At 60.2% G+C, this 1,344-nt stretch carries 1 protein-coding gene; it reads left to right on the top strand.

Going from position 1 to position 1,344, the window contains the following annotated elements; all coding sequences use genetic code 11:
- Positions 1-53: 53 nt before the first annotated feature.
- The gene (locus H0X91_RS34635) at positions 54-1,304 is read left to right on the top strand and encodes an IS256 family transposase (RefSeq protein ID WP_034200813.1); all 1,251 of its coding nucleotides are present in this window, start codon (positions 54-56) and stop codon (positions 1,302-1,304) included.
- Positions 1,305-1,344 lie beyond the last annotated feature (40 nt).

Below are 1,344 nucleotides of genomic sequence, written 5' to 3'. Positions count from 1 at the left end.
GGGCCTGTCAGGAATTTTGTGTTTAAGGCATAACATGCTCCCAAGGAGAATTTATGCCTCGCAAACCGAAAGCCCAGCCGGCGGCTCTGCCGGCGATTCCGGCCGAGTTGCTTGAGCAGTTCGGCAACGGTCCGATGACGGCTGAAGCCATCAATGCCGCGACGCTGGCGCTCAAGAAGGCGCTGATCGAACGGGCACTGGGCGGCGAGATGAACCATCATCTCGGCTACCCTCCCGGTGCTGCCAAGCCGGCCAACGCCACGAATCAGCGCAACGGCAAAGGGGCCAAGACGGTTCTGACCGAAGACGGTCCGATCCGTATCGAGGTGCCGCGTGACCGCGACGGCAGCTTCGAACCCATCCTGATTCCCAAGCACGAACGGCGCTTCACGGGCTTCGACGACAAGATCGTCGCCATGTATGCCCGAGGCATGACCGTACGCGAGATCCAAGGCTTCCTGCTGGAACAGTACGGCACTGAGGTCTCGCCCGACTTCATCAGCTCGGTCACCGACGAGGTCATGGCCGAAGTAACCGCCTGGCAGGCCCGGCCGCTCGAGCCAATGTATCCGGTCGTGTTTTTCGACGCACTGCGGGTCAAGATTCGCGAAGACGCCGTCGTGCGCAACAAGGCGGTGTACCTGGCGCTGGGTGTGCTGCCCGACGGCACGCGGGAGATCCTGGGCCTGTGGATCGAAAATACCGAGGGCGCCAAGTTCTGGATGAAGGTGTTCAATGACTTGAAGACGCGCGGCGTTCACGACATCCTGATCGCCGTCACTGACGGACTGAAGGGCATGCCCGAAGCGCTGGCAGCAGTGTTTCCGGCCACGACGCTGCAAACCTGCATCGTCCATTTGATCCGCAACAGCCTCGATTACGCCAGTTGGAAGGACCGCAGAGGACTGGCCGCCGCGATCAAACCGATCTACGCCGCCCCCAGTGCGGAAGCCGCTCAGGCCGAACTCGATGCGTTTGCGGATGGTCCGTGGGGCCAGAAATTCCCGACCGTCAGTAGCGCGTGGCGCAACGCCTGGGATCGTGTGATTCCGTTCTTTGCGTTTCCGCCGGGTGTGCGCAAGATCATCTACACGACGAACGCGATTGAAAATATCAACTCGCAGTTGCGCAAGATCATCAAGACCCGTGGTCACTTCCCGACCGACGAGGCAGCCACGAAACTCATCTGGCTGGCCCTGCGCAACATCACGGCGAATTGGGGTAGTGCAGCTCATGACTGGAAGACCGCCATGAACCAATTCGCTATCCTTTACGCAGATCGATTCATCCGGCCTTCCGTGTAATTACTCAACCCGCCTTGAACACGGAAATCCTGACACCCCC

The sequence above is a fragment of the Burkholderia sp. 9777_1386 genome, from assembly GCF_015712265.1.
GTDB lineage: Bacteria > Pseudomonadota > Gammaproteobacteria > Burkholderiales > Burkholderiaceae > Burkholderia > Burkholderia cenocepacia.
The sequence above is the reverse complement of the archived record's forward strand: the minus strand, read 5'-3'. Positions and strand labels throughout refer to the sequence as shown.

Excerpts from the sequence above, each read along its gene's own strand:
- H0X91_RS34635 (WP_034200813.1), top strand. The coding sequence starts at position 54 with ATGCCTCGCAAACCGAAAGCCCAGCCGGCGGCTCTGCCGGCGATTCCG.